23 protein-coding genes are annotated in these 23949 nt (G+C 62.1%); 13 read left to right on the top strand and 10 right to left on the bottom strand.

The annotated features are described in order from the left end of the window. Positions 1-21: 21 nt before the first annotated feature. The 3 genes from NR193_RS08225 to NR193_RS08215 form a co-directional block, all read right to left on the bottom strand. The gene (locus tag NR193_RS08225) at positions 22-1131 is read right to left on the bottom strand and encodes a YcjF family protein (protein ID WP_256750377.1); all 1110 of its coding nucleotides are present in this window, start codon (positions 1129-1131) and stop codon (positions 22-24) included. Then, complete coding sequence (locus NR193_RS08220; protein ID WP_256750376.1) at positions 1128-2606, bottom strand: YcjX family protein; 1479 nt, start codon at positions 2604-2606, stop codon at positions 1128-1130. The genes NR193_RS08225 and NR193_RS08220 overlap by 4 nt, the downstream gene beginning before the upstream one ends. 90 nt (positions 2607-2696) lie before the next feature. Beyond that, complete coding sequence (locus tag NR193_RS08215; protein ID WP_256750375.1) at positions 2697-3200, bottom strand: histidine phosphatase family protein; 504 nt, start codon at positions 3198-3200, stop codon at positions 2697-2699. 259 nt (positions 3201-3459) lie between these two features. Here NR193_RS08215 and dksA point away from each other — a divergent pair, with 259 nt between their 5' ends. Further along, entirely contained in the window at positions 3460-3876 is a 417-nt protein-coding gene (gene dksA, locus NR193_RS08210) for an RNA polymerase-binding protein DksA (RefSeq protein WP_010909647.1), read from the top strand. Positions 3877-4034: 158 nt separating this feature from the next. On the opposite strand, the gene NR193_RS08205 is transcribed toward dksA, so the two are convergent. Further along, positions 4035-4781 carry a flagellar biosynthetic protein FliO gene (locus NR193_RS08205; RefSeq protein WP_256750374.1) on the bottom strand — a complete coding sequence of 249 codons (747 nt, stop codon included), beginning with the start codon at positions 4779-4781 and terminating at the stop codon, positions 4035-4037. A 228-nt stretch (positions 4782-5009) separates the two neighbouring features. Between NR193_RS08205 and cckA the strand changes: the two genes are divergently transcribed. Next, positions 5010-7583, top strand: coding sequence for a cell cycle histidine kinase CckA (gene cckA, locus NR193_RS08200; protein ID WP_256750373.1), 2574 nt, complete (start codon positions 5010-5012; stop codon positions 7581-7583). 85 nt (positions 7584-7668) lie between these two features. Then, on the top strand, positions 7669-8379 hold the full coding sequence (locus tag NR193_RS08195) for a DeoD-type purine-nucleoside phosphorylase (protein WP_256750687.1): 711 nt from the start codon (positions 7669-7671) through the stop codon (positions 8377-8379). A gap of 9 nt (positions 8380-8388) precedes the next feature. Here the strand turns inward: NR193_RS08195 and NR193_RS08190 are convergent, their stop codons facing one another. The 4 genes from NR193_RS08190 to NR193_RS08175 all read right to left on the bottom strand — a co-directional run bounded on the left by NR193_RS08190 (position 8389) and on the right by NR193_RS08175 (position 12954). Beyond that, positions 8389-9606, bottom strand: coding sequence for a cytochrome c (locus NR193_RS08190; protein WP_256750372.1), 1218 nt, complete (start codon positions 9604-9606; stop codon positions 8389-8391). Continuing rightward, positions 9603-11369 carry a GMC family oxidoreductase gene (locus tag NR193_RS08185; RefSeq protein ID WP_256750371.1) on the bottom strand — a complete coding sequence of 589 codons (1767 nt, stop codon included), beginning with the start codon at positions 11367-11369 and terminating at the stop codon, positions 9603-9605. Before NR193_RS08185 ends, NR193_RS08190 begins: the two co-directional genes overlap by 4 nt. 2 nt (positions 11370-11371) lie before the next feature. Next, positions 11372-12124 carry a gluconate 2-dehydrogenase subunit 3 family protein gene (locus NR193_RS08180; protein ID WP_256750370.1) on the bottom strand — a complete coding sequence of 251 codons (753 nt, stop codon included), beginning with the start codon at positions 12122-12124 and terminating at the stop codon, positions 11372-11374. Positions 12125-12648: 524 nt separating this feature from the next. Then, the gene (locus NR193_RS08175) at positions 12649-12954 is read right to left on the bottom strand and encodes a ribbon-helix-helix domain-containing protein (protein ID WP_256750369.1); all 306 of its coding nucleotides are present in this window, start codon (positions 12952-12954) and stop codon (positions 12649-12651) included. A gap of 223 nt (positions 12955-13177) precedes the next feature. Here NR193_RS08175 and NR193_RS08170 point away from each other — a divergent pair, with 223 nt between their 5' ends. From NR193_RS08170 to NR193_RS08160, 3 genes are all read left to right on the top strand, one after another. Then, positions 13178-13573: a VOC family protein gene (locus tag NR193_RS08170; protein ID WP_256750368.1), complete on the top strand. Its 396-nt coding sequence runs from the start codon at positions 13178-13180 to the stop codon at positions 13571-13573. A gap of 81 nt (positions 13574-13654) precedes the next feature. Further along, entirely contained in the window at positions 13655-14185 is a 531-nt protein-coding gene (locus tag NR193_RS08165; protein ID WP_256750367.1) for a gluconate 2-dehydrogenase subunit 3 family protein, read from the top strand. Between the two features lie 48 nt (positions 14186-14233). Then, positions 14234-15805 (top strand): GMC family oxidoreductase, encoded by a 1572-nt coding sequence (locus NR193_RS08160; RefSeq protein ID WP_256750366.1) that lies wholly within the window; start codon positions 14234-14236, stop codon positions 15803-15805. A 67-nt stretch (positions 15806-15872) separates the two neighbouring features. Here the strand turns inward: NR193_RS08160 and NR193_RS08155 are convergent, their stop codons facing one another. Further along, complete coding sequence (locus NR193_RS08155) at positions 15873-16271, bottom strand: hypothetical protein (RefSeq protein ID WP_256750365.1); 399 nt, start codon at positions 16269-16271, stop codon at positions 15873-15875. Positions 16272-16584: 313 nt separating this feature from the next. Between NR193_RS08155 and urtA the strand changes: the two genes are divergently transcribed. The 6 genes from urtA to NR193_RS08125 all read left to right on the top strand — a co-directional run bounded on the left by urtA (position 16585) and on the right by NR193_RS08125 (position 22816). Further along, on the top strand, positions 16585-17895 hold the full coding sequence (gene urtA, locus NR193_RS08150; RefSeq protein WP_091575025.1) for an urea ABC transporter substrate-binding protein: 1311 nt from the start codon (positions 16585-16587) through the stop codon (positions 17893-17895). Between the two features lie 125 nt (positions 17896-18020). Further along, the gene (urtB, locus tag NR193_RS08145; RefSeq protein ID WP_256750364.1) at positions 18021-19637 is read left to right on the top strand and encodes an urea ABC transporter permease subunit UrtB; all 1617 of its coding nucleotides are present in this window, start codon (positions 18021-18023) and stop codon (positions 19635-19637) included. Next, positions 19634-20863 (top strand): urea ABC transporter permease subunit UrtC, encoded by a 1230-nt coding sequence (gene urtC / locus NR193_RS08140; protein ID WP_256750363.1) that lies wholly within the window; start codon positions 19634-19636, stop codon positions 20861-20863. Before urtB ends, urtC begins: the two co-directional genes overlap by 4 nt. A gap of 5 nt (positions 20864-20868) precedes the next feature. Continuing rightward, positions 20869-21615: an urea ABC transporter ATP-binding protein UrtD gene (gene urtD / locus NR193_RS08135; protein ID WP_256750362.1), complete on the top strand. Its 747-nt coding sequence runs from the start codon at positions 20869-20871 to the stop codon at positions 21613-21615. Positions 21616-21684: 69 nt separating this feature from the next. Then, positions 21685-22380, top strand: coding sequence for an urea ABC transporter ATP-binding subunit UrtE (urtE, locus tag NR193_RS08130; protein ID WP_256750361.1), 696 nt, complete (start codon positions 21685-21687; stop codon positions 22378-22380). A 259-nt stretch (positions 22381-22639) separates the two neighbouring features. Further along, positions 22640-22816 (top strand): hypothetical protein, encoded by a 177-nt coding sequence (locus NR193_RS08125; RefSeq protein WP_091575017.1) that lies wholly within the window; start codon positions 22640-22642, stop codon positions 22814-22816. A gap of 231 nt (positions 22817-23047) precedes the next feature. Here the strand turns inward: NR193_RS08125 and NR193_RS08120 are convergent, their stop codons facing one another. After that, positions 23048-23257 (bottom strand): hypothetical protein, encoded by a 210-nt coding sequence (locus NR193_RS08120; RefSeq protein ID WP_256750360.1) that lies wholly within the window; start codon positions 23255-23257, stop codon positions 23048-23050. 135 nt (positions 23258-23392) lie between these two features. On the opposite strand from NR193_RS08120, the gene NR193_RS08115 reads away from it, so the two are divergent. After that, the gene (locus NR193_RS08115) at positions 23393-23926 is read left to right on the top strand and encodes an inorganic diphosphatase (RefSeq protein WP_256750359.1); all 534 of its coding nucleotides are present in this window, start codon (positions 23393-23395) and stop codon (positions 23924-23926) included. Positions 23927-23949 lie beyond the last annotated feature (23 nt).

The following is a 23949-nucleotide window of genomic DNA, read 5'->3' as shown; positions in this document are numbered from 1 at the left end:
GCCGCGCGGAAGGCGCGGGCGCTATTTGCCGGGCTCGGTTGTTTCAGCGTCTTTCTTTGCTGCAAACGATGTCAGCGCGGACAGGAAATCGCCCAGTCCCGGACGCCTGGCGGCACTGAAGGGCAGGGGTCTTGCCGTCTCCATCGCGGCGATGCCGATGCGCGCCGTCATCATGCCGTTGATGACACCCTCGCCAAGCTTTGCCGAAAGGCGTGCCGCCAGGCCATGGCCGACGATCTGCTGGACAAAACTGTCGCCAACCGCGATCGAGCCGGTGACCGCCAGATGGGCGAGCACGCTGCGTGCCAGGCGGAAGAAACCCAGCGTTCCTGGCCGCCCGCCATAGAGTTCCGACAGGCGGCGAATCAGGCGCCCGGCCTCGAACACGACATAGGCGACATCGACGAGCGCACGCGGGCTGACCGCCGTCACCAGCGAGACGCGTTTGGCGGCCTCGAGAATCATCACCTTTGCCCTGGCATCGAGAGGACCAAGAATTTCCGCTTCGGCCAGGCGCACCAGATTGCCGCCGTCGATGATCTCGCCGCGCAGTTCGGCGAGCGCGCGCCGGCCGGCCGCAGTCTCGGGTTTGGCCGCCACAAAGGCCGACAGTTCGTCGACAACCGACCGTGCCGCCCTGGGATCGTCACGCGCGATCGCATCGAGAGCCCGCTTTTGCAGCTTTTCGACTTCGGCGAGGCGGGCGATGGCCAGGAACTCGCGAATCAGGATGACCAGGAGTGCCAGCACGGCGATTGCCGCCATGCCGGCGGCCAGCCAGCCCAGCCATTCGGCGCGCGCGAACAAGTCGCGTATCAACTGATCGGTCCACAGGCCGACGGCCAGCGAAACCAGCACCCCAAACGCGCCGAAGAAGATGCTGCCGAGCAGCGAGCGTTTTCTGGGGGCGATCGCCGGTGGCGGTTCGGCGGCGACAATGTCGGGCTCGTCGAAGACGTCGACCTGTGCCGGTATGACCAGCGCGGTGTCGGCCTTCATCGCGCGGGGTTTCCGTTGGGTCTCGGCCCGGGCTCGGCGCGCCTCCGGCGCCTCCTGTCCTGATACGGGTTCCGGTCTTGATACGGCTTCCGGCTCGATGCGGAATGCAGCCGGCTTGCGAGGCGCGGTCATGCCAGATGATCTCCAATCAGGAACTGCAAGGCGCGGTCGAGCCGGATATGCGGTAGCGACAGCGTAACGCCTTCGGCCGTGCGTTCGAGCTTTGGCGGGCGGAAGCGGACGAAGCGGATTGTCGGATCGGCGGAGTCCTGCCTGTGGTCGGGTCCCGAAACATCGAACACGGCATCAATGTTCTCCGGTAAGTCACCGGGAAATATCGCCGTTTCCGTCTTTCCATCAAACGTTTCGCCGTTGATCTTCTCGCCGGCGATCGGGGTGCCGATGATGACGGGAAGCGTCTCTCGGCCTTGCTTGACGGTGCCCTCGCGCGTCGCGCGCACGGCCGCCATGGCGACCACGTCGACATCGGCGCCGGTGAAATTCGCACGCGCCACGGCGCGATCGGCCAGCCGCCGTACGATCGCCTGCAGACGGTCATGGCTTTCGTGGTGCAGGTGATCGGCCTTTGTCGCGGCAACCAGAATGCGGTCGATGCGCCGCGAAAACAGGTCGGTGAGGAAGCTGCCTCGCCCAGGACGGAAACAGCTGAGGATCTCGGTCACCGCGCGCTCCAGGTCGGCCATGGCGCCAGGGCCGGCGTTCAGTGCCTGCATGGCGTCGATCAGCACGATCTGGCGATCGAGACGTGCGATGTGTTCGCGGAAGAAGGGTTTGACGACATGGGTCTTGTAGGCCTCGTAGCGCCTTTCCATCATGGCGTGCAGCGACCCGGGGCGCGGGCGCCTGTCGCCGACATCGGCCAGGGGCGCGAAGGTCAGCGCCGGAGAGCCTTCGAGATCGCCAGGCATCAGGAAGCGACCAGGCGGCAAGGTCGAAAGCGCCCGCTCGTCGAGCTTGCACGCTTTCAGGTAGGCGGCGAAGCTTTCGGCCAGGCGGCGCGCGGTCATCTCGTCGGCGTCGGCGTTCGGGTCGACTTCGGCTGAGATCGCCCGCCAGGCCCGGGACAGGTCCTCGCGCACCGGCAGAGCGGCCAGTTCGAGCGCCTCGCGCGAAAAGTCGGCGAAGGATTTGCCCAGCAGCGGCAGGTCGAGCAGCCATTCACCTGGATAGTCGACGATATCGACCGACAGTTTGCCGGAGGAGAACATGCGGCTCCAGCCGGAGGCCGATTCATATTCGATGGTCAGCCGCAGCTCCGAAATGGCGCGTGTCGAGTCAGGCCAGGCACGGTCGTTGACCAAGGCGGCGATATGGTCTTCGTACTGGAAGCGCGGCACGGCATCGTCCGGCTGCTGCTCAAGGAAGGCGCGGGCGATGCGCCCGGACTTCTGCGCCTCGAACAGCGGCAGGCGCCCACCATGGATCAGGTTGTGAACAAAGGCGGATATGAAGACCGTCTTGCCGGCGCGTGACAATCCCGTCACGCCAAGGCGCAGCGATGGAGAAAAAAGCCCGGTGGCGCGGCCCGACAGCGTGTCGAGTGCAATTCTCGCCTCGTCGGTGAAGGTGGTCAGCGATGATGCCAAAATATGATCTTTCGGGCTTCGGTCCGTCCGATATAGGCTCTGGAACCCGGCTTTGAAATGGCGCCGGAGAAATGGCGCCGGAGATCGACATCAGAGATCGGCCGGTGTCAGGAAGGCCTCGAGATAGCCGGCGCCCTGGGCGGCTTTCGCCAGATCGTCATCGAAGCGGACGACCGCCAGTCCCGAAGTCGGGAAACCGTGGCTCAGCATCGCCCGGGCCATCTCGTCGCCATCGCCCGAGACCGCCAAGGCGAGATCTTCCGTCATCGGGTTGTGGCCGATGACCAGCAACGAGCCTGAGCCGCCATTGCCTCGTATGATCGACAGGTATCCGGCGGCGTCTTCACTGTAGAGCATATCGAGGAACAAGACCTTGCCGGTGTCGGTCTGGTTGGCCAGCCCCTCCAGCGTCTCGCGCGCTCGTTTCGCATTGGAGCAAAGGGTGAGGTCCGGAATATAGCCTCTGGCCCGCATGGCTGCGCCCATTGCCTCGGCATCGGCGCGGCCGGATGCATCGAGCGGACGATCGAAATCGCGCACGCCGGGGAGTGCCCAGCCGGCCTTGGCATGTCTCAACAGATAAAGTCTGCTCACCGAACCCCCGTTGGTGTCGCGTAGCGAAGCACAAGACGTTGCCGGATTAGCCATGAGAAAGGCCGGGCGCACAATGGCCCTTTCCCATCAAGCATAACGAATCACGTGTGAATTTGCTCGCGTCGATCTCCGAAAGGACGCCGCTGATGCCCCGCTACCTGACATTAACAATTGCGTGAGACGGCGGCCGATTGCGCTTGTGCAGGCGTCTGGCGGCGAATATATAGGCCCCAAATTTGGGGCAGTTTGGGTGAGTCGAATGAACGACATCGTTACCGCCGATTACGTACCCTCCGAAGACGAGCCGTTCATGAACGAACGGCAGAAATCCTACTTCCGCCTGAAGCTCGTCACTTGGAAGAATGACATATTGCGCGAAGCGCGCGAAACTCTCGAAATCCTGCAGCAGGAAAACGCCAACCACCCCGATCTCGCCGACCGCGCCTCTTCGGAAACCGATCGCGCCATCGAGCTCAGGGCCCGCGACCGTCAACGCAAGCTCATTGCAAAGATCGATTCCGCCTTGCAGCGCATCGACGAAGGCACCTATGGCTATTGCGAGGAGACCGGCGAACCGATCGCGTTGAAGCGGCTCGATGCGCGTCCTATCGCGACGTTGTCGATCGAAGCGCAGGAGCGCCACGAGCGCCGCGAAAAAGTCTATCGCGACGACTGACGCGTCGCCCGAAAGGGCAGCGACCAGTTTGCGGCGATGTTGATGTTGGAATGGCTGGCTTTCCGGCCATTCTCACCGGCGCGCCACGCATCCAGTGCAACAAGCCCATGGCCCCGACCAGTCCAATTCCCGCCGGCGGGCGGCGGCTCAGGACCTGATTATCTCTTGTGGCTGGCGAGTTCGCCCAGAAGCTTGGTCATTTCATCGTCGAGCGACGGCGGTGCCTTTGCCGCCGGTTTGCCCACCGGGCCGCCCGAACGGGGCTGGTCGAGCGACACTTCGAGCTCCTTCATCAACGTATCGTCGATGCTGTCCTGTATTGGCGGCGGCGGCGCGTGCCGAATGACATTGGCGTTCGCTGACCCATAGGCCGGCAACGGCGTGACGTTGGTCGGCTGGTAGCCTTGGGTCACCGGTTTCGAGGCTGGCGCTGGAGCCGGCGCGGCCGGCCGTGGACGGGCAGGCGCCGCCGTGGTCACCGGCTGCGGAGCGGGAGCCTGCCTTGGCGGCGGTGGAGCGGGTTGAGGCGCACGCGGCCGCGCGGCCGGGGCGGCGGTGGCCTGGACCGGCTGCAAGCCGCCATCTCCGGTCAGCGCTGGACGGCGCGGCGCCGAAAGCCGGATATCGCGTTCGACGACGACATCGGTCGGGCCGCCAATCAGAATCAGATGTTCGATGTCATCCCGGCGCACCAGCACCAGGCGGCGATGACTGTCGACGGCGGTCGCGTCCATCACGGCCAGCCGCGTCTTGCGGTTCCTGCCGCCGGCGACAAAGGTTCCGAAGGTCAGGTTGCGCACGAGCCTGATGATGACGAGAACGATGACCAGCAGAATAAGAGCTGCAAAAGTCCACAGCAGTGCCGCGGCATAACCGGGGCCCGCCACGCTATCCAGCCATTGCATTGGTTTCCCCTGATCGCCTTTGGACTTTGGAAGTGGCGCGACTCTAGACCGTAGCGACTGGCTACCGCAAGTTGCCATTCATGCTCGTGAACAGCTTGAAAACTCCAAAGGCCGAAGAACATCATTTTTATCTGACATTTGCCGCCCAGGCCTTTTCCGGACTAGGAGAATGTGATTCAACCCGCTAGGGGCGGGTGTCGGACACCGGAATTCACGAGCAGGGGGCACATGGCCAAGGAAGCGCGCGGCGATTTCTATCCGGTACCGATCGTCGACCAGAACACGCGACCGGGCGCGGTCACCCGGCTTATCATTTTCATCGTCGTTCTGACAGGCGCTGCGATCATCTTCGGCCTCTTCCGCGAGCGCCTCGGTGATCCTTTCCTGCTCGGCATGCTCGGCGTCCTGGCAATGATCGGTGTCGGCTTCCTGTTCGCCACGGCGATCGGCTTCGTGCAGGTCACGCCACGCTCGACCGGCGACGAACTGTCGAAGGCATTCGTTGATTCGATGTCGCAGGGCCTTCTGGTGACGGATACCAAGGGCCGTGTCGTCTACGCCAATCGATCTTATGCCGACATGACCGGAGCGTCGTCGGCGGCCGACCTGAAGACGGTCGAGGGTTTGCTCTCGGATGTTCCCGAAGCCTCGGTGACGATTTATCGATTGGCGTCCGGCCTGCGCGACGGCCAGCCGGGTGATGGCGAATTTCGGCTCGCGCAGTCCATTCGGCCAGGCGCCGAGCCAGGCGCCCGCTGGTACCGGGCCCGCGCCCGCACCTTCAGCGTGCCGGGTCAGCGGCTGCCGATGCTAGCCTGGCAACTTGCCGACATTTCGCAGGAGCGGGCCGAGCAGGAGCGCTTCTTCCTCGACTTGCAGAAGGCGATCGATCACCTCGACCACGCGCCGGCCGGCTTCTTTTCGGCCGACCAGGATGGCCGTGTCACCTACATCAATGCCACGCTTGCCGAATGGCTGGGTATCGACCTCACCAGTTTCACGCCCGGCTCCGTCACCTTGCCGGAGATCGTAGCCGGCGATGGCATGGCACTGGTCCGTTCGGTCAAGGCTGACCCGGGCACCACGCGCAACGCAGTCCTCGATCTCGATCTGACGACAACGAAAGGCGAGGCGCTGCCGGTACGCTTCATGCACCGCGTTTCAGCCAGCCGCGAAGGCGTCAACGGCCCGACGCGTACGATCGTGCTCAACCGCACGCAGGGCGAGGATGCTTCCGCCGATCTTCGCGCCTCCGAGGTCCGCTTCACCCGTTTCTTCAATTCGACGCCGATGGCCATTGCCGCCGTCGACAAGAGCGGTCGCATCCTGCGCACCAACGCGCCGTTCCTGTCACTGTTTTCCTCCGTCGTCGATGGGGACGCGGTCGATCGCCGCGTGCGGCTGGACACGGTGATCCACGAACGCGACCGGCCGGCTTTTGCCTCCGCTTTCGAAAAGGCGCGGCAGCGACAGGCCGACATCGAGCCGATCGACACCTTGTTGCCCGGCAATGATGAACGGCACATCCGTTTCTACGTCAACGCGGTCGCCGACGGGACCGGCGGCGAGGGCGCCGAGGAGTCGGCCATCGTCTACGCCGTCGAGACCACGGAGCAGAAGGCACTCGAAGGCCAGATGGCGCAGAGCCAGAAGATGCAGGCGGTCGGCCAGCTTGCCGGCGGCATCGCGCACGACTTCAACAATGTGCTGACCGCCATCATCATGGCCTCGGACCTGCTGTTGACCAACCACCGCCCGTCGGACCCTTCCTTCCCCGATATCATGAACATCAAGCAGAACGCCAACCGCGCAGCCTCGCTGGTGCGGCAACTGCTGGCGTTCTCGCGCAAGCAGACGCTGCGGCCCGAGGTGCTCAACCTGACCGACGTGCTCGCCGACCTCAGGATGTTGCTGGCCCGTCTTGTCGGCAATGACATCAAGCTGAAGGTCGACCATGGCCGCGACCTGTGGCCGGTCAAGGTCGATATCGGGCAGTTTGAACAGGTGGTGGTCAACCTTGCGGTCAACGCCCGCGACGCGATGCCGGCCGGCGGCGATCTCACCGTGCGCACCCGCAATGTGACCGCCGAGGAATGCAAGGCCTTTTCCTACCGCGAACTCACTGCTGCCGACTATGTCGTGGTCGAAGTCGAGGATACCGGCAGCGGCATCGCGCCCGACGTGCTGAAGAAGATCTTCGAGCCCTTCTTCACCACCAAGGAAGTCGGCAAGGGCACCGGCCTTGGCCTGTCGATGGTCTACGGCATCATCAAGCAGACCGGCGGCTTCATCTTCTGCGATTCCGAGGTCGGCAAAGGGTCGACTTTCCGCATCTTCCTGCCGCGCCACATCGCGGAAGTGAAGAAGGCGGGCGAGACCGGCGATGTGCCGGCGGTGCCGGCGAAGGTTGTCGATACGGCCAAGGATCTGTCAGGCTCCGCCACGGTGCTGCTCGTCGAGGACGAGGACGCCGTGCGCATGGGCGGCATGCGGGCGTTGGTGTCGCGCGGCTATACCGTGCACGAGGCATCCTCCGGCGTCGAGGCGCTGGAAGTGTTCGAGGCGCTGGGCGGCAAGGTCGACATCGTCGTGTCCGACGTGGTGATGCCGGAGATGGACGGGCCGACGCTGCTCGGTGAACTGCGCAAGCGCCAGCCGGATATCAAGTTCGTCTTCGTGTCCGGCTATGCCGAGGACGCCTTCGCCAGAAACCTGCCGGCAGACGCGCATTTCGGCTTCCTGCCGAAGCCGTTTTCGCTCAAGCAACTGGCGACGATCGTCAAGGACGTGCTGGAATCCTAGCTGCTTCCGATGCTCTGCCCTTGCGTAATGCCGTGACAACGCCATGATTGTGGGTGAAACGGCAAGCGGGCTGGGGGAGCAGCGGTTGACGCCACATATCGAGGCAGACAAGGGCGACTATGCCGGTACGGTGTTGCTGCCGGGCGACCCGCAACGTGCCGAGTGGATGGCGGAAACATTCCTGGAAGCGCCGCGCTGCATCAACCGCCGGCGGGGTGCCCTTGGCTTTACCGGATTGTTTCGCGGCAAACCGGTCAGCATTCAGGCGACGGGTATCGGCGTCTCATCGTTTCTGATCTATGCGCATGAGCTGCTCGATTTCTATGGTGCCCGGACATTGATCCGCACGGGTACCTGCGGCGGCCTGACCGCCAAGACAAAACTGCGCAGCCTTGTCATCTCGCAATCAGCACGAGCCGAGAGCGCCCAAAGCGGCCAGGTTTTCGGCCTTTACGAAGCCGTTGCCGGCCCGGATCCGGCGCTGCTTGCCCGCGCCTTGGCCAAGGCGGCCGAATTTGGCATCGATCCCCACGCAGGCCTGACGGTTTGCAGCGATATCTTCTATCATCCGGAAGGCCGCGTCCGCTTTGTCGAAGCGCAGGCAGCCGGAGCTCTGGCCGTGGATATGGAAACCGCCGCGCTTTATCGCATCGCGGCTTATTTCGGCGCCCGGGCGCTGTCGATCCTGACCGTGGTCGACAATATCGTCACCGGCGAACAAACCGACTATTCCGAACGCCAGACGCTCTTCACAGATATGAGCCGGCTGGCGTTCGCTGTCGCCACAGAGAGCTAGAGTGCGGACTTACGGCAGCAATTCCTTGCGTATGGCTGCCACGTCGTCGGATGAGATCTCCGGAGCTGAATTGCCCCAGCTAGCCCGCACGTAGGTCAATACGTCGGCGATCTGCTGGTCTTTCAGGCGCCAGGCCAAAGAGGGCATGGCAGGCGTTGTCGGGGCATCCGCCGTGTGCACGGCCTGACTTCCGGCGAGGACGAGCCGGGCCAGGGTTTCAGGATTGTCCTGTGCGACGATTGAGTTGCCGGCGAGGGCGGGGAAGAGCACTCCCGATCCGGCACCATCGCCACCATGGCAAGCCGAACAATTGTCACGGTAGATTGCTTCGCCCGCGACCATCCGTGTTTCGGCAGGCTTTGCGGGCTGGGTGTTGCCGGCGTCCGAGTTCAGGCTCTTGAGGTAGACGGCGACGGCTTTCAGATCTGTGTCGGTCATTTTCGAGGTCGAGTTCTCGATGGCCTCAGCCATGGGACCCGATGCGATCGAATGCGCGTTGACGCCGGTCTTCAGGTATTTGACCAGATCCTCTTCGGACCATTTCCCAAGACCCGATTGTGCACTGTTGGTGATGTCCGGGGCGAACCAGCCCTGCAAGGATGCACCCTGCAGGAAACTACTATCCTCGTCGGCTCCAAGGAAGGATTTGGGCGTATGGCAGGTGCCGCAGTGACCGGCCCCCTGGACAATATAGGCTCCGCGATTCCAGTCGGCCGGCTTGGATGGATCGGGCCTGAAGGTTGCTTCGGTGAAGTTGAGGGCATTCCAACCCACCATCGCCAGCCGAATGTTCAACGGGAATGGCAGTTGATTGGCTTCGACCTTGTTCGAAACCGGCTCAACGGTTGTCAGATAGGCCCACAGGTCGGCGATATCCTGCTCGTTCATCTTGGTATAGGCCGGGTAGGGCATGGCGGGATAGAGCCGCACACCATCGTGGCCGATGCCGATTTTCATGGCGTTACGGAAGTCGGTCTGCGACCAATTGCCGATGCCCGTCTGACTGTCGGGGGTTATGTTGGGCGCCACAAGCGTGCCGAAGGGGGTCTCGAGCGCCAGTCCGCCGGCCAGAGGCTTACCGCCGGGCTGGGTGTGACAACCCGCGCAGTCGCCGAGCACGGCCTGATACTGTCCGCGTGTGATCTGGTCGGCCTGGTCGGCACCCGCTGCCGGGCCGATAGCGAGCACCGCAACGCCAACGGCGAGTGTGAGAATGAGCTTGTTCATGCTTGCACCAACGGTGCCCCCGGATTGCGCAGATATTGGTTGCGGATGGCATCGGCGGCACGGAAAGCCAAGGCGCCGACCGTGCCTGTCGGGTTCTTGCCGGCGTTCTGCGGGAAGGCCGAGGCGCCAACGACAAAGACGTTGGGAACATCCCAGCTTTGCAGGAACGTGTTGACCGCGCTTTTCTTCGGGTCCGTTCCCATGATGGCGCCGCCCGTATTGTGGGTGCTCTGATAGGGGACACTATCCCAGCCCTTCTTGCGGCGGCTGACGCTGTATTGCTTGCCTCCCAGCGTCTTGGCGATTTCCTCCATCCGGTCGCTCACATAGTTCGACATCCGGATATCGTTGTCGGGAAAATCGAATGTCATGCGCATCAGCGGCCGGCCGAAACGATCCTTGTAGGTCGGATCGAGGTCGAGATAGTTGTTGCGCGTCGCGTAGCTGCTTCCCTGGGACGAGTAGGCAAGCGTGCTCTTGTAACCCTCGACGGTCGCCGTCTTCCAGGCGCTGCCCCATTTCGGGGTGCCGGGCAGGGTCGGTCTGGTCCCGATCGGGCGCCCATTGGTGGGTATGCAGTTGATGCCCGCGCCGCCGACGAAATCCAGTGCCCCATGATCGAAAGCGTCACCATTGTAATCGTCGATTGTCTGGCCGAGCGCCCCAGCCGCGATGAACGGATTGAAATTCTTGTCGTCGAAGAACACCTGCACGCCGGCATTGGTCTGGTAGCAGTAGTTGCGTCCGATCGTTCCTTCGCCGCTGGTCGGGTCGTAGATCTTTCCGATACCCGACAGCATCATCAGCCTGGCATTGTGCAGGCCGTAGGCACACAGCAGCACGAGATCGGCGGGCTGGAAGTACTCCTGCCCCGAGGTGTCGACATAAGTCACGCCGCGCGCCGACTTGCCTCCGGCGGCGAGATCGACATGCAGCACTTCGCTGTCGGTCCGGACCTCGAAATTGGCCTTCTTCATCAGGACGGGAAGGATGGTGGTCTGGGCACTTGACTTGGAATAATTGGCGCAGCCAAAACGTTCGCAGAACCCGCAATAGGTGCATTGACCCATGGCGATGCCCAGCGGGTTCACGTAGTTTCGCGACATGTTGGCGGATGGTGTGGGGAACGGGTGCAATCCCATCGATCGGCCGACCTCGGCGAACAGGGTCGGCGCGTAGGTCATCTCCATCGGCGGGTTCGGATAATCCCGTGACCGCGGATCCTCGAACGGATTGCCGCCTTCCTGCAGCTTCCCCTTGATGTTGCCGGCCTTGCCCGAAATCCCGGCCAGGTATTCGAACCGGTCGTAGTAGGGTTCCATTTCGGCACCTGTCACGCCCCAGTCCTCGACCTGGAGATCGGCTATTCTCGACGCGCCGTATTTCCTGGTGAGATTGGTCCTTATCTGAAAGTCCGAATCCCAGAACCGCCAGGTGTGGCCGTTCCAGTGCACACCTGCACCCCCGACGCCGTTGCCGGGTAAAAAGGAACCGAAATCGCGCATCGGCAGCGCCCTCTGCGACGGGTCGTTGCGGACCGTCATTGTCTCAACGGTCGGCTGCAGAAAGAGGTCGCGCCGGACGCCGTAGCGCAATTCATCCTGGACATACCCGATGTTGAAATCGGTTGCCGTGTCGCGCCATGGACCGCGCTCGATGGCCAGCACGTCCAGGCCATGATCCGTCAATTCGTGGGCAAGGATAGCTCCTGTCCAGCCGAGGCCGACGATCACTACGTCTTTGCGAGGCAGTATGGTTGTCATGGTCAGGCGCCTTTCCTGAGCCATTCAGGACGCCTGAAGATCGAGACAGGCGGCTGCGGGTATGGCTGGTTGTGTTTGCCGACATGATCCCGGTAGTCATAGCGCGCACCCGGAAAACCGAGCATGCGCCACGAAACCATGTCCTTGTTGCCGCCATAGACCGGGTCGGCAAAGAACCCTTCCATCGTGTTCTGCAGCAGAAGCGCGAAGAAGCCGGGGGCTTTGACACCATTCGGCAGGTCGACCTTTCCGGCTTCCATCGCTGTCAGGAATGCATCCTGGTCCGCAGGCTGAAGCTGAACGAATGTCTTGCCATCCCGTTGTTTCAGGAAAGCGTCGATGGCGGCGAGGCCTGTGCGGTAACGCTGGGCGGGATTTGCCTCGCCCTGATAACCTTGCATGGGCAACCCCGGCAGGAATGGTCCTTGAGTATAAAGCCGGCTCGATGTTCCGAACGCGCCCATCAATTGCCTGTCGATATAGATGGCGCAACCGGCTTCCTTGCCACCCATGCTGAGGTCATCAGCGGGAATGATGCGGTCGACAATGGCCTCGACGAGCGCGGCTTCCTGTGGCGTGAAAAACTGCCAGCCTTCAGGCAAAACCTGCGTTGGCGGATCGGCCCCGAATGGCGCCCAGGGTAGAGATCCCGAGATGGATCGCGCAAAGCCCGTCGATGTCGCGGTCGCCGTAAACATTGCGACTGAAGAGAGGAAAAGACGCCGATTCATTCGGATGGGGTTGCGATGGCTCATTTTAGGAACCTTGAAAGTAAGCAGAAGCGCTCGGGAAGTGACGCCCAAGTAATTATGACAAATACAGTTAGGTTTAAGCCGCACTCATCGAATGTCGATAAACTGCGAGATGAAAATGGTCCCGTCAACCACATCACAAAATCGTTAGTGCGGGTTCGCTTTGCTGTAGATCGCGCTAATCTATGGCTGACAGGCCTCGCTCCGAGGCTCGCGGGTAGGATCACTTATCCGGCTAAGTCGCGGTCAGCGAGGCTGCCGCAGTCACCTTCCATACCGGAGGCTCCCGGCCAACACCTTCGCGGAGCAGGGTTTCGGTCGGCTGTTGTGCCAACCCAGTCGAATCTTTGCCGCGGATGGGCGCCTCGGCGGCCGGTCGTCGCTGAAATTGGCTGCAGCGTCGGACCCTGTCAGTATCCCGTCGTCACCGGCCGCATGCTGGACCGATAGAAACAGCGTCGTGCCATCAGGCATGTGAAGCAGGGGCCGTTGCGCCGGCGCGGTGCGAACGGATGACGCGTCCAGCGCTAGGCGGCTTGCCGTTTCGGCGTCATCTGTTCCTCCATGCCCGGCCGATGGCCGCGCAGATAAAGGGCACAGGTGGTGCGCAGCATCGACGCGAAGTTTGGAATGGCGCCGTTGATCTCGATGGCTTCGTCATAGAGCTTCGAAATGAATTTCGGCGTCGTCAGACCCTGGCTTTCGGCAATCTCGTCAAGTAGCGCCCAGAATGTCGCCTCGAGCTGAATGCTGGTCGAATGTCCGTCAATGCGGATCGACCGGTTGATCTGGCGATAGCCTTCGGGGTCCTGGCCCGCAAATACCCTGCACATCCGACAAACCTCCCATCATTGTTGGTTTTGGGTGGACGCGCCGCACTGCCGCACGGCTCGTCCCCAATGCTACTTTCAGGCAAAAATGCCGATACGGCAATCGGACTTTCGTCCGTGATGGGGCGGGCGGGACATTTCACGAGTCCGGGCGTGGTAACCGGCTGCCACCATCTTTTGCCCGCGCCGCCCATAATTGCCTCCGTTCACCACGGCGGAGACTGATTTGGCAAAGGCGATCCACAGCATGATCCGGGTTCTCGAGGAGACCCGATCCGTCGACTTCTACAGACATGCCTTCGGGCTCGATGTCGCCGACAGGCTGGACTTCGAGACTTTCACGCTCATTTATCTCAGCAATGCCGAGACAGGGTTCGAACTCGAGCTGACCGTGAACAAGGGGCGGACCGAGCCTTATGGGCTCGGCGACGGCTACGGCCACCTCGCGGTTTCGGTCGCCGATCTCGACAGCGAACATGATCGTCTCGGCGCGCTTGGCCTCAATCCCAAAAAGATCGTCGAGTTCAACCACGACGGTTCGCTGATCGCCCGTTTCTTCTTCATCGAGGATCCGGACGGCTACAAGATCGAGGTTCTGCAACGCGGAGGCCGCTTCAAATAGAAGACATCGCAGCCGCACCGGGAGGCGCGGCGCCAGCAACGGCACCCCCAAGGGGTGCAAATAGCAAGCAGGGAGGAATACATGGTCACAATCTATGACGGGAAGCCTGGACTTTCACGTCGTGAGCTTCTCAAACGCGGAGGCATCGGCGCTTTGCTGGTCATCTCCGGCAGCGCCGTCATCAGCCCCGAACATGCCTGGGGCCTGGAGACATCGGCGCTCAAGCCCGAAACGATGGCGACGCTGATCCAGATGGCGCGCGACATCTATCCGCACGATCAGGTCCCCGACAAATATTACGCCATTGCCGTGAAGGGCCATGACGAACAGGCCGGCAAGGACGCCGCCTACAAGACGATGATCGAAGACGGCATCACCGACCTCGACAAGAAGGCGGGCGAGGGAGGCTACCGGGGCCTCGGCTGGGAGGATCAGCGTGTCGCTGTGCTGAAGCAGATCGAGGCGACGCCCTTCTTCCAGGCCATCCGTGGCGGCCTCGTCGTCAGCCTCTACAACCAGAAAGAGGTATGGCCGATCTTTGGCTACGAGGGCGAGTCCTATTCCAAGGGCGGCTACATCGCGCGCGGTTTCAACGACATCGAGTGGCTCTGAGCCCCTTCGTCCCGAGACCCCGCAACCAGAAAATCATGGGAGGAAACCATGGCAGCATCATTTGATCTCAAAAACGACGGTGTGGTCGTCATCATCGGCTCGGGCGCCGGCGGCGGCACGCTCGGCAACGAACTTGCCCAGAAGGGTGTCGATGTCGTCATCCTGGAGGCTGGCGCACGCCACGAATACGAGGACTTCATCAATGACGAGTGGGATTCATTCAGCCAACTCGCCTGGAAGGACAAACGCACCACGTCCGGCGACTGGCGTGTGGCCAAGGATTTCCCAAACCTGCCGGCCTGGATCGTCAAGTCGGTGGGCGGCTCGACCACGCACTGGGCCGGAGCTTCGCTGCGCTTCCAGGAGCAAGAGTTCAAGACGCTGTCGACCTACGGCAAACTGAAGGGCGCCAACCTGCTCGACTGGCCGATTACGCTGGCCGAGATGGAGCCCTACTACGCCAAGGCCGAAGCCAAGATGGGCGTGACCGGCACCAACGACTGGCCCAGACTGCCGGGCAACAACAACTTCAAGGTGCTGAAGGCTGGCGCCGACAAGCTCGGCTACAAGGAATGCCACACCGGCAACATGGCGATAAACTCGGTCCAGCGCGACGACCGCAATTCCTGCCAGCAGACAGGGTTCTGCTTCCAGGGCTGCAAATGGGGCGCCAAATGGTCGACGCTCTACACCGAGATCCCCAAGGGCGAGGCGACAGGGCATCTCGAGGTCAGGCCGAACGCCATGGTGATCAAGATCAACCACGACGCCAGCGGCAAGGTGACCGGGGTCGTCTATGCCGACAAGGACGGCAAGTTGCAGGAACAGAAGGCCCGCATCGTCGCCGTTGCCGGCAACTCCATCGAGAGCCCGCGCCTGTTGCTGAACTCCGAATCAGCCAAGTTCCCGCACGGCCTCGCCAATTCGTCGGGGCAGGTGGGCAAGAACTACATGCGCCACACCACCGGCTCGGTCTATGCCATCTTCGACAAGCCGGTACACATGTATCGCGGCACCACCATGGCCGGCATCATCCGCGACGAGGCGCGCCATGATCCGTCGCGCGGGTTCGTCGGCGGCTACGAGTTCGAGACGCTTTCGCTCGGCTTGCCGTTCATGGCGGCCTTCCTCGATCCGGGCGGCTGGGGCCGGTCGTTCACCACGGCGCTCGACCATTACGACCACATGGCAGGCCTGTGGATCGTCGGTGAGGACATGCCGCGCGCGGAGAACCGCATCACGCTGCATGCCGACATGAAGGACGAGCATGGCATGCCGATCGCCGACGTGCATTTCGACGATCATCCGAACGACACCGCGATGCGCAACCACGCCTACAAGCAGGCCTCGGCGCTTTACGCCGCGGTCGGCGCCACGCGCACCTTCCCGACGCCGCCCTATCCGTCGACCCACAATCTCGGCACCAACCGGATGAGCGAGAAAGCGGCCGACGGCGTCGTCAACAAGCATGGCCAGGCGCACGACATCAAGAACCTGTTCGTGTCGGACGGCAGCCAGTTCACCACGGGTGCCGCCGAAAACCCGACCTTGACGATCGTGTCGCTGGCGATCCGACAGGCCGACTACATCGCCGCGCAGATGTCGGCCAAGACCATCTGAGCGCATCCTCCCGACTGCCTGCTGGCGCGGAACCCAACAAGGTTCCGCGCCTTTTTCGACGGGCATCTCAGTTCTTGGTGCAGGTCGAGGCGGTGAAGGCGCCGTCGGGTTGCTTCATGATGATGTCGAAGGAGGGCGTGGTCTCGCCGTCAAGCGTCGCCTGGGTCAGCGAGATCGAGTTGCCGCCGGTGGTGTAGCCGCCCAACGGTCCCAGCCAGGAGATCACGCCGTTTGCATCCATCTGATAATTGTAAGCCTGCTGGGCGGTCCCAAAGGTGACCGGGCCGCTGTAGACGTTTCCCTTGATGGTGATGTCGCCGAGATTGAGGAACAGGCCGAGCAGGTAGACCTCGCAATGATAGGTGCCATCCGGCATCTTGCCATCGCTGAAGTCGGCTCGTGCAGTGCCGGTCGCTGCCGCCAGAAGCAATATGCCGATGAAAATGCGTGAAATTCTGGATGCCATGACGTGCTCGCTTGAGTGGCGAGCTTGCCCTATTTTTGCGCTGTGCCGCAACATTTGTTGTCGGCGACCCTTCGTGTGACGATCAAAATCTAGGCACCTGGTCAAATTGGGCGAAAATTAGGCAAAAGCCTTGTGCGTTGCGCAAATTTCTCTCAATCAATTTTTAACCGGCTTTCTTTGTTTCCATTGGTCTAATATAGCAAGCGATTGATAATGTTTAACTATCATCCCTTCGTCGACACAGCCTTGGCGATTGGCATGGGGGTTGCATCGTAGTGTTGCGGTGCAATCAACCAGCTTGGGAGTGTTAGGCATGAGGGGTAATTTCTCGACAATTACAAAAATGTTTTCGGCGAGCGTGGTCGCGGCAGGCCTGTTGATGTCCGTGCCCGCCAAGGCGGCCGACGACACGATCAAGGTCGGCATTCTCCATTCGCTGTCGGGGACCATGGCGATTTCGGAGACGACGCTGAAGGACGCCATGCTGATGCTCATCGACGAGCAGAACGCCAAGGGCGGACTGCTCGGCAAGAAGCTCGAAGCCGTCGTCGTCGACCCTGCTTCCAACTGGCCGCTGTTCGCCGAGAAGGCGCGCGAGCTGATCTCCAAGGACAAGGTCGCGGCGGTGTTCGGCTGCTGGACCTCGGTGTCGCGCAAATCGGTGCTGCCGGTGTTCTCCGAGCTCGACAACATCCTGTTCTATCCCGTCCAGTATGAGGGCGAGGAAAGCGAGCGCAACGTGTTCTACACGGGTGCCGCGCCGAACCAGCAGGCAATCCCGGCGGTCGACTATCTGATGAGCGAGGACGGTGGTTCGGTGAAGCGCTGGGTGCTCGAAGGCACCGACTACGTCTATCCGCGCACCACCAACAAGATCCTCGAGGCCTATCTGAAGGCCAAGGGCGTCGCTGCGGAAGACATCATGGTCAACTACACGCCGTTCGGCTTCTCCGACTGGCAGACCGAAGTTTCGGCCATCAAGAAATTCGGCTCGGCCGGCAAGAAGACCGCCGTCGTCTCGACCGTCAACGGCGACGCCAACGTGCCGTTCTACAAGGAACTCGGCAACCAGGGCATCAAGGCCGAGGACATTCCGGTCATGGCCTTCTCGGTTGGCGAGGAAGAGCTTGCCGGTCTCGACACCGCGCCGCTGGTTGGCCATCTCGCCGCCTGGAACTACTTCGAGAGCGTCGACACGCCTGAGAACAAGAAGTTCATCGCCGACTGGCACAAGTTCATCAAGAACGACAAGCGCACCACCAACGACCCGATGGAAGCCCACTATATCGGCTTCAACATGTGGGTGAAGGCGGTCGAGAAGGCCGGCACCACCGATCCGGACAAGGTCATCGACGCCATGATCGGCGTCTCGGTGCCGAACCTGACCGGCGGCTACTCGACGATGATGCCGAACCACCACATCACCAAGCCGGTGCTGATCGGTGAAATCCAGGCCGATGGCCAGTTCGAGACGGTTTCGCGCACGCCGGGTCTGGTGATGGGCGACGAGTGGTCCGACTACCTGCCCGACTCCAAGGACCTGATCTCCGATTGGCGCGCGCCTCTGTCCTGCGGCAACTTCAATGTCGCCACCGGCAAGTGCGGCGGCAAGGGCACAAACTGATCCTCCCGGTCTGACCGGGTCGTGGTTCGCAACGCCACGGCCCGAGACCGCAAGCGCTCCGGGCGGGCTTCGTCCTCCAGTCCGCCCGGGCGCGAAATCAACCTTCCAGGAGCTGCCTGAAGCCAATGAACCTGTTCCGTGCGATTGGCCTGACACTGCTGGTCCTGCTGGCGACGCTGTCGTCATCGGGTGCAAGCGAAGCCGATCTGCGTGGCATCATCGCCAAATTCGCGACGGCCAAGGGCTTTTCGGAGACAGGGGCTGTCGTTCACGAACTGGCGGCTACGGGCGACCCGGCGGTAGAGCGGCCGCTTGCGGCACTTGCCGACGGCAATCTCTATATCCGCAAGGCCGATTCCCTGGTCTTCGTCGGCAAGGAGACTGGCGACAGCGTTCAACTGCTCGACCCGCTAAGCGGCGAGAAGTCGGCCGACGCCGGCAAGGACGACATCACCAAGATCAAGGTCAACAATACGCTGCGCCGCGTCATCCGCGATGCGCTCGGCACGTTGACGCTTGGCGCCAAGGACCCGGCCGTGCGCATCGCCGCCGCCGACACCATGTTCAAGACGCCCGATGCCGCAAACATCGAGCCGCTCGACGCCGCGATCGCCAAGGAGACCGTGGCAAGCGTCAAGGCCCTGCTCGAACAGGCGCGCGCCGCCTCGGTGCTGGTCTCCGACCGGCCTGACGCCGACAAGCTCGCCGCAATCGCCCTGATCGGCGCACGGGGCGACCGCGACGCGGTTTCGCTGCTGACCTCGGTCGAGGCGAACGCCCCCGACACGGTCAAGGAAGCCGCGACAGCGGCTATTCGCAGCATCAATTCGACGCTGGCGTTCTGGGATGCCGGCCAGAACATCTGGTATGGCATTTCGCTGGGCTCGGTCTTGCTGCTCGCCGCGATCGGGCTTGCCATCACCTTCGGCGTCATGGGCGTCATCAACATGGCGCATGGCGAGATGGTCATGCTCGGCGCCTACACCACCTTCGTCGTCCAGCAGGTGATCCGCACATCCTTTCCCGGCCTGTTCGACTGGTCGCTGGTGATCGCGCTGCCGCTCGCCTTCCTCGTCGCCGCGCTCGTCGGCCTTGCCATCGAGCGCGGCGTCATCCGCTTCCTCTACGGCCGGCCGCTGGAGACGCTGCTGGCGACATGGGGCGTCTCGCTGATCCTGCAGCAGGCGGTGCGCAGCATATTCGGTCCGACCAACCAGGAGGTCGGCAATCCGTCGTGGATGTCGGGCTCGTTCAATGTCGGCCAGCTTGCGATCACGTGGAACCGCCTGTGGATCCTGGTTTTCGCGCTCAGCGTCTTCGCGGTGCTGCTCTATGTGATGAAACGCACGCCCTGGGGGCTGCAGATGCGCGCCGTCACGGCCAACCGGCGCATGGCCGCTTCGATGGGGATCAGGACGCCATGGGTCGACGCGCTGACCTTCGCGCTCGGATCCGGCATTGCCGGTATCGCCGGTGTCGCGCTCAGCCAGATCGACAACGTCTCGCCCAATCTCGGCCGCGGCTACATCATCGACAGCTTCATGGTCGTCGTCTTCGGCGGTGTCGGCAATCTGTGGGGCACGCTGGTCGGCGCCTTCTCGCTCGGCATCGTCAACAAGTTCCTCGAGCCCTATGCCGGCGCGGTGCTCGGCAAGATCGTCGTGCTGGTCCTGATCATCCTGTTCATCCAGAAGCGCCCGCGCGGCCTGTTCGCGCTCAAGGGCAGGGCGGTGGAAGCATGATCACCGGACGCTTCTTTGCCGCGGGGGCGGACCGCCGCATCGCCATCACCATCTTCATGCTGCTGGCGGTGGCCATCATCGTGCCGCTGCTCAATCTCGTCGTATCGCCGACGAGCGCCTTCTATGTCCCGTCCTACATCGTCGCACTGACCGGCAAATATCTCTGCTATGCGCTGCTTGCCTTGGCGCTCGACCTCGTCTGGGGCTATTGCGGCATTCTCTCGCTTGGCCACGGCGCCTTCTTCGCGCTTGGCGGCTATGCGATGGGCATGTATCTGATGCGCCAGATCGGTTCGCGCGGCGTCTATGGCAACCCCATCCTGCCGGACTTCATGGTGTTCCTGAACTACAAGGAATTGCCTTGGTTCTGGTACGGCTTCGACCATTTCTGGTTCGCTGGCCTCATGGTGCTGGCCGTGCCCGGCCTGCTCGCCTTCGTCTTCGGCTGGTTCGCCTTCCGCAGCCGTGTCACCGGCGTCTATCTCTCGATCATCACCCAGGCGATGACCTATGCGCTGCTGCTCGCCTTTTTCCGCAACGACATGGGTTTCGGCGGCAATAACGGCCTGACCGATTTCAAGGATATTCTGGGGTTCAACGTGCAGGCCGACGCGACGCGCTCGGCGCTGTTCGCCGCCAGCGCGGTGACGCTCGCACTTGCCGTCTTCGTCACCTGGGCAATCGTCGGCTCCAAATACGGCAAGCTGCTGATGGCCGTGCGTGACGCCGAGAGCCGCACGCGCTTCCTCGGCTGGCGGGCCGAGAACGTCAAACTGTTCGCCTTCACTGTCTCGGCCGTCATGGCCGGCATAGCCGGCGCACTCTACGTGCCACAGGTCGGCATCATCAACCCCGGCGAATTCGAACCGTCCAATTCGATTGAGGTGGTGATATGGGCGGCCGTCGGCGGTCGCGGCACCATTGTCGGACCGATCATCGGTGCTCTGCTCGTCAATGCCGGCAAATCCTGGTTCACCGGTGTGCTGCCGGAATTCTGGCTGTTCGCGCTGGGCGGCCTGTTCGTCGCCGTCACGCTGCTCTTGCCCAAGGGCATCATCGGCATGTGGGATTCCTGGCGCGGCAACGCCAGGGCGTTGCGGGCGGCATCTGCCGCCGAGGAAGCCGGCACGTATGTCGACCCGGCGCCACTGAAGATCGTCCGGGCGGCAGCAAGAACACCGGGCGAATGGTCCTCGTCCAACCCCGAACCACAGCCGGCGGAGTAGGGGCCATGTCGAAGAGCAACACCATTCTTTACCTCGACGGCGTCTCGGTTTCGTTCGACGGTTTTCGCGCCATCAACAATCTGTCGCTGGTGCTCGACAAGGGTGAGATGCGCGCCATCATCGGCCCCAACGGCGCCGGCAAGACGACGATGATGGACATCGTCACCGGCAAGACGCGGCCCGACGAAGGCGAGGTGTTCTTCGACGGCCAGGTCGACCTGACCAAGCACGACGAAGCCGAGATCGCCATGATGGGCATCGGCCGCAAATTCCAGAAGCCGACCGTCTTCGAAAGCCACACGATCGAGGAGAACCTGATGCTGGCGCTGAAGGGGCCGCGCTCGATCTTTCCGGCGCTGTTCCACCGGCGCTCGGCCGCGGAGGCGCGGCAGATCGACGATATCCTCGGCATCATCCGGCTTGGCGACAAACGCGACGAACTGGCGGCCAATCTCAGCCACGGCCAAAAGCAGTGGCTGGAGATCGGCATGCTCTTGGCGCAGGACCCGAAGCTGCTTCTGGTCGACGAGCCGGTTGCCGGCATGACCGATGCCGAGACCGAGGAAACCGCACGGCTGCTCAAGGACATTGCCCGCGACCATTCCGTCATCGTCGTCGAGCACGACATGCATTTCGTGCGCGAGCTCGGCGTCAAGGTCACCTGCCTGCATGAGGGCTCGGTACTGTCCGAGGGCACGCTCGATTTCGTTTCGGCCGACGAGCGCGTCGTCGAAGTCTACCTGGGGAGATGAGCATGGTGTGGCGGGTTCAATTCCATCGCTTCGATTTGTCCTTCCTCAGGTTCTGGAGAAGGCGCTGACATGCTCGAAGTTTCTGATGCCACGCTTCACTACGGCGCCGCCCAGGCGTTGCGTGGCGTATCGCTGAAGGCGGGCGCCGGCAAGATCACCTGCGTGCTCGGCCGCAACGGCGTCGGCAAGACCAGTTTGATGAGATCGATTGTTGGCCACCATCGGCTGACGAGCGGAAGTGTTGCCTTCGAGGGGAAGGCGCTCGACCGGAGCGCGGCGTATGACCGCGCCCGGTCGGGCATCGCATTCGTACCGCAGGGCAGGGAGATCTTTCCGTTGCTGACGGTGCGGGAAAATCTCGAATCAGGCTTCGCGCCGCTGAAACGGGCCGACCGAAATGTGCCCGCCCATGTCTTCGAGCTGTTTCCGGTCCTGAAGCATATGCTGGGTCGCCGAGGCGGGGATCTTTCCGGCGGACAACAGCAGCAGCTCGCTATTGGCAGGGCATTGGTGATGCGGCCGAAACTGCTGGTGCTCGACGAGCCGACGGAGGGCATCCAGCCGTCGATCATCAAGGATATCGGCCGTGCCATCCGCTATTTGCGCGACCAGGCCGGCATTGCCGTGCTGCTGGTCGAACAATATCTCGATTTCTGCCGCGAACTCGCCGACGAGGTGAACATCATGGACCGGGGGCTGATCGTCCACACTGGTCCGGCGGAAGATCTCGATAGGGCGGACGTTCGCAAGTTCCTGACGGTGTAGTCCGTCTGGTCGTCACCCGCGCCGTGGTGCGCTAATCTTTCTTCAAAGACCCCGCGCAACTCTGGCACGTCGACCATGGCGTGTTAGTCTTTGTTTGGCCTTGGTGAGTCGGCCGCTTTCCGTATCAGTCTGGTTGGTTGCAGATAGGGGAAGGTGCAGGCTCCAGCCCGCAAGTTCCACGCAAGCAAGGCTTCCTAGCTTCCCTCCTGCGATCTGTTTGTCGTTCAACGTGTTTGGGCACACAGGCCAAGGGACAGCCATGGAACGCTATGTCGAAGACTACCAGAAACGGCGGCTTACCGAGCGCGTCGACATCATCACCGCCATCAACATATTGAGGTCCCAGGGGTACGACTACGACGAGCTGATCGAGGAAATCACCAAGGTCTTCTATGTCGACCTCGATGCCTTCAATGAAATCGTGATGGCGGCTTAGAAAGCGCTTCGATCTCCATCGTTGCATGCGGCGGATAACCGGCGCCCGTCCGCCCTGCGGCAAGCCAATTGTTTGAACCAGGTGCGCTCTGGTCAAGGATCGGCCTGCCGAGGTTCTCTGCCCGAAAACCAAGGCCTGCAATGCTTGTTGGACAGGCGGCGATGGAACAACCGGCCATCCCGCACGGCGGCTTGATCCTGGCCATCAGCATGTGGGATGCCTTTCGGTCTTCTAATTGTCGCTCCAGTGCTTTTCAATTTGGTATGTCAGCCAGCGGCAGAACATTCCAACGATGGAGAACGCCGCGCCGCCAATCAAGCAGGCGGTGAGCAAGGCGCTTTCCGAAGCGCTTGACCAACTCACGATGGCGAGCAGGATCACGCTCGCGGTCGAGATCAAATAGCCCACCCCCTTCAGAAGATGCAGAGAAGTTTTTGTCATGCCTGGGCTCTCCCGAAGGGCTTTGTTCTTCGGAACATTCTTTGCGTTGTGAAGTTCCATCGCCTGCCGCCGTGCGATGCGAATAGCGACGGAATCTCCGCGAACGTGCGGGCGTAACCGAGAAGAGGCACCCGGATGCCCAATTTTCTGAAGCTGCCGGCAACCACGAAGGGCCTCATTAGAGTGGTGATCGAAACTCCACGTGGCGCGACGGCTAAACTGGCTTTCGAGCCGGAAACGCAGATGTTCGGTTATGTCCGTCCCTTGCCGGTTGGCATGATGTATCCTTACGATTGGGGATTCATCCCTTCAACGTTGGGTGAAGACGGTGATCCTCTCGACGGGCTTGTCATCCATCAGGCAGCCACGGCCCCCGGCGTGGTGATCAAATGCAACCTGCTAGGCGCCTTGCGCGTCAAGCAGAAGGACGGAGCCGGCGAGGTCCTGCGCAACGACCGTTATGTCTTCTGTCCGCATAGGGAGGATGCTCCCGACGAACTCGTTGCAGCGGATTACGTTCGAGAGGATCTGCGACGGGAAATCGAGCAGTTCTTTGCCTCGTCAGTGCTTGGGACCGGCAAGACCATCAAGTTCAAGGGTTGGCAAAATGCTGCGGAAGCTCGCAAGGCCATCAAGAAGGGCATGGACGCTTTTTCAGCGCGCCGTTGACGGGAGCTTGCGATTCAACCTGC

It is taken from the genome of Mesorhizobium sp. Mes31 (genome assembly GCF_024519675.1).
Taxonomy (GTDB): Bacteria; Pseudomonadota; Alphaproteobacteria; order Rhizobiales; family Rhizobiaceae; genus Mesorhizobium.
This window is presented reverse-complemented; position numbering and strand designations above follow the sequence as displayed.